Raw genomic sequence first — 4,418 nt, 5'->3', positions numbered from 1 at the left:
AACCTGCGTAAATCCTCCCGTACTCGAACCGATATCCAATGCACGCAATCCGTTTAAATCCCATTCGGTAAAGGGAAGGAACCCCTTGAGCTTGATCGCCGCTCGGCTCACATACATTTGAGCATCCGCGACTGCAACCGACATCCCTTCATCCACGTCAAAAGAGACCTTATCGATGATTTTTCCCTCTACCGTAACGGCGTGATCTTTGATCAACTGCTGTGCTTTGTTACGGCTCTCTACAAACCCTTTTTCGACCAAGTAGCTGTCAAGCCTCATACTTTTCCTTCCAAATAACGCTCGTAAAAAACCTCCGCTTTCAACGGACGGTCAAAATAAAATCCCTGAAACAGATCACAGCCGCTTTCACGAAGGATCTCCGCCTGTACAACGGTTTCCACACCTTCTGCAACGACTTTCAACCCCAGCGTATGCGCCATCGCGATCACCGCATCGGCAATAATACGGTCATTCGGGTCGGTCTCGATATCGTTAATCAATAAACGGTCGATTTTGAGTTCGTCCACTTTAAATCGCTTCAAATACCCCAACGACGAATATCCCGTCCCGAAATCATCGATGGAGAGCATCACACCTGCGTTTTTGAGCTTCTCCAGCATGCTCACCGCGCTTTGGGCGTGATGCATCAAAAAGGTTTCGGTCAATTCGATCGTGATAAACGGAGCCAAATCGGTATATTTTCCGATAATCCCCAGCAAAGAGGCGATATCGTCATCATTGAGCTGACGTCCGGAAAGATTGACCGACACATTGATTCGGCTCTGCGATCGGCTCTGCCATATTTTCAACTGCTCGAAAGCCTGTTCCAAAACATACTCGCCCATTTGCGAAATCAGCGATGTCTGCTCGGCAAAGGAGATAAAATCTCCCGGCATTACGAGTCCCCGTGTCGGATGGTTCCATCGTATCAACGCTTCCGCCCCTTTGATCACACCGCTCATAGCATCGATTTTCGGCTGATAATAGAGTTCGAACTCATAATTCTTAAGTGCTTGATAGAGTTCGCTTTCCAGTCGCAAAGAGGTTTTCGCCTGCTGTGTCATCTGCAGACGATAATATGCGATTTTACGTTTCGGGTCTTCTTTTGCACGGTACATCGCCGCATCGCCGTTTTTAAGCAAAGAATCGCGCTGACGGGCATCTTGCGGGTACAATGCGATTCCGATACTTCCTTGTACCATGTACTCGTGCGCATTGACGATGAAAGGTTCATTGAATACGTTCAGGAATTTTTCGGCGACGATTTCGGCTTCCGCCGTATTTTGCAAATCTTCCAGCCACAGAACGAATTCATCTCCGCCGACACGTGCTATCAAATCATGAGAACGAACCCGTGAACTCAAACGTGCCGCTACTTCGACTAGAATCTGATCTCCTACGGTATGCCCCATGGAATCGTTCAAATTTTTAAACCGATCCAAATCGAGATAGAGCAATGCCCCTATCGCATGGGAACGTTTTGAACGCTGAATAAACTGATCGATTCGTTCAAACAGTTTAGTACGATTTGCCAGACCCGTCAAGGGGTCATGGTACGCCATATACGAGAGCTTTTCTTCGCTCTCTTTAAGCTGGCTGATATCGAGCGTCACGGCAAGATAATTTTTAGTCCCGTTTTGATAGTCGTCGACGACGGAAATACTCATCCATTGGACGATCCCCGTTCCGTCTTTACGCCGATTTTTGATCTCTCCGCTCCAGCGCCCTTCTTCGTTAATCGCCTTCCACATCTGCTCATAGAAAAAGGGATCGTGCCGTCCGGAGGAGAGCATTTTGGGATTTTTGCCGATCACTTCGGTGTGGGTATAGCCGAAGGTTTTGATAAAAGCCTGATTGACTTCGAGAATATTGTTATTCTCATCTGAGAGCATGATCCCTTCTCTGGAATTTTCAAACGCCGTTCCGAGAATTCTGATCCGCTTTTCATGCGCTTGAATCTGCTGCTGATGTTCACGCCGTTGCAAGAGGATACCGACGATAAACGCCCCGATCTCCAAAAGGCTTTTATCAAAAGCACTCGGAGAGCGTTTGGTAAAAGAGGAGAGGGCAAAAGTCCCGATAATCGTATTCCCTTCGCTGCGCACCGGCATCGACCAACATGCTCCCAAACCGAAGGCTTTGGCAATCGGGCGAAGTTCGTCCCATCGGGGGTCGTTTTCGATATCGGTAACGAATTGGGCCTCTTTACGGTAGAGAACATTGCCGCACGATCCTCCGCCCGGTCCCGGACGCAAACCGTTAAGCATGGCGATCCCTTCCGGCGGAATACTCGGAGCTTCCAAAACATTCATCAATCCGGTCGCTTCATCCAAAATCATGATCGATGCGACAGCACCGGGGACCAGTTTCTCTTCCATTTCGCACAGACGGTGTAGAACGTCGATCTCATCGACTCCCAATGCCATCAATTCCAGTATCTTGTTTTGCAGGGTAAGAATTTCACCGTATCGAGACGTATTAAGCGGTTCGGGCTCTATAACTGTATCTTCGATGGAACAAGAAAATCCCTCGTTCTCTTCTTTCATAACGTCTCTTTTGCCAATTTCTCTGAAATCCAGAAAAATCTTTCATTAAAAATATACTTATCATTATAACCATATCCCCATCAAGAGAAGTTGAGAAAGCACTCAAATTCCGCTACCATTGCACAAAAATTTTGGGGGAAGCAGTGAAAAGCGTCCATGTAGTCATTATCGGAGGAGGTTACGGCGGAATCCGCGCGCTGGAAAGACTGGCACACCATCGTTCCGTCCGTATCACCCTCATCGATAAAAATCCGTACCATTATATGCAGGCAGAAGTGTACGATTTTATCGCGAACAAGGTCGATATGTCTCATATCATGATCGATTTGCCCTCTTTTACCAAAAGTTTCTCTTCCGTACGGTTCGTATGTGAAGAGGTAAATACCATCGACCCGACCCATAATCAGGTAGCTACACAGACCGAAACGTTTACCTACGACCGACTCATCATCGCCAGCGGAAGCCGAACCTATTTCCCCGATTTTATCCCCGGACTTCGGGAACACACCTACGGAGTCAAAAGCATCCCCGCCGCACTCAATTTTAAACAGCAATTCGAAAAGGCGATCTTCAACCGTATCGAATCACAGACACAAGGGTGCGAGGTCACTCCGTTTAATATCGTCATCGGGGGAGCGGGATTGTCGGGGGTAGAAATCGCGGCGGAAATGGCGGCATACGCTAACAGTTTTTACCAAAACGGCAATTTCGGCTGCCGCGGGATCGACGTCTACCTTATCGATGCGTACGAGAGCATTCTCTACGGAATGGATCCGTTTTTGATCGAGAGCGCCTATCGCCGTCTCACCGAATTAGGGGTTCATGTCTGGCATAATAACCGTATCAGTGAAGTACGCCCTCAGGAAATTCTCCTCGATAACGGTAAAACGCTCCGTTTTGAATTCATGATTTTTACCGGAGGGATTGCGGCATCGACTCTGACGAAATATCTGGGATTCGAGACAAACCCAAAAGGGCATCTGATCGTCGATGAGATGCTTAATATTCCGGGTTACGACACTATCTATGCCGTCGGCGACGTCACCCACGGGCAGGACAAAGAGGGAAAATTTATCCCTCCGACCGCCCAATTTGCCGAACGGGGTGCCGAACACGCGGCGGAGAATATTCTCCGCTCTTTGGAAGATAAACCTAAAAAACCGTTCAAATATACGAACCAGGGGATAATGATCGCGCTGGGAGGCGAATATGGGGCAGGACTCCTCCCCGGAGGAATCAAAGTCAAAGGATATCTTGCCTATTTAATCAAAAAGGCTATATTTCGGCTCTACACGACTCCCCTCCGCCGTCGCAGCGCTTTGGGGAAAAGACGCTAACTCCCGAAATCCGCTCTCTGTGAGAAGGCTCACCCCCAACTCCACCGCTTTATCGTATTTGCTCCCCGCATCTTCGCCGTACACGACATAATCGGTCTTTTTCGATACCGATGAGGCGACTTTTGCCCCCAACTCTTCTAGCATCGCTTTGATTTGATCGCGCGGCACCGACATCGATCCGGTAATTACGACGCTTTTGCCTTTGAACGGGTTCTCTGCCGCTTCCACTTTTACCGGAGCGACAGGGTTCAAAATCGATCGGAGTCTCTCGATCTTCTCGCTGTTGACACGGACGAATTCGAGGATCGATTCGACCATCTCCCCTCCGAACCCTTCCAGTGCCAAAATGGCTTCGCGGCTTGCCGTATCAAACGACGTACCGAATACGCCGCACAGCGTTTTGGAGGCGACCTCTCCGATATGCTCGATCCCTAGCGCATTAATAAAGCGCCAGCAGTCGCACCCCTTGGCTGCGGCTATCGCATCGAGAAGGTTGCGGCTCTTTTTCTCTTTGAAGCCCTCCAGTCAGAGGAGC

At 49.0% G+C, this 4,418-nt stretch carries 3 protein-coding genes and 1 pseudogene; 1 reads left to right on the top strand and 3 read right to left on the bottom strand.

The genetic code is table 11. The features are described from left to right. Together Q0389_RS07595 and Q0389_RS07590 are read right to left on the bottom strand one after the other, a co-directional pair. On the bottom strand, window positions 1–279 hold a 279-nt coding region (locus tag Q0389_RS07595; RefSeq protein ID WP_298693265.1), incomplete at its 3' end, for a S4 domain-containing protein. Next, window positions 276–2,546, bottom strand: a complete 2,271-nt coding sequence (locus Q0389_RS07590) for an EAL domain-containing protein (RefSeq protein WP_298693264.1) — start codon at window positions 2,544–2,546, stop codon at window positions 276–278. The genes Q0389_RS07590 and Q0389_RS07595, both read right to left, overlap by 4 nt. A 143-nt stretch (window positions 2,547–2,689) precedes the next feature. Here Q0389_RS07590 and Q0389_RS07585 point away from each other — a divergent pair, with 143 nt between their 5' ends. After that, window positions 2,690–3,883: an FAD-dependent oxidoreductase gene (locus Q0389_RS07585; RefSeq protein ID WP_298693263.1), complete on the top strand. Its 1,194-nt coding sequence runs from the start codon at window positions 2,690–2,692 to the stop codon at window positions 3,881–3,883. Here the strand turns inward: Q0389_RS07585 and Q0389_RS07580 are convergent. Then, window positions 3,809–4,418: pseudogene (locus Q0389_RS07580) on the bottom strand (BRCT domain-containing protein); the annotation flags it as partial. The gene Q0389_RS07585 and the pseudogene Q0389_RS07580 overlap by 75 nt on opposite strands.

Source organism: uncultured Sulfuricurvum sp., assembly GCF_937936435.1.
Taxonomy (GTDB): Bacteria; Campylobacterota; Campylobacteria; order Campylobacterales; family Sulfurimonadaceae; genus Sulfuricurvum.
This window is presented reverse-complemented; position numbering and strand designations above follow the sequence as displayed.

Coding starts and splice junctions, on each gene's coding strand:
- Q0389_RS07590 (WP_298693264.1), bottom strand. CDS start 2,546: ATGAAAGAAGAGAACGAGGGATTTTCTTGTTCCATCGAAGATACAGTT.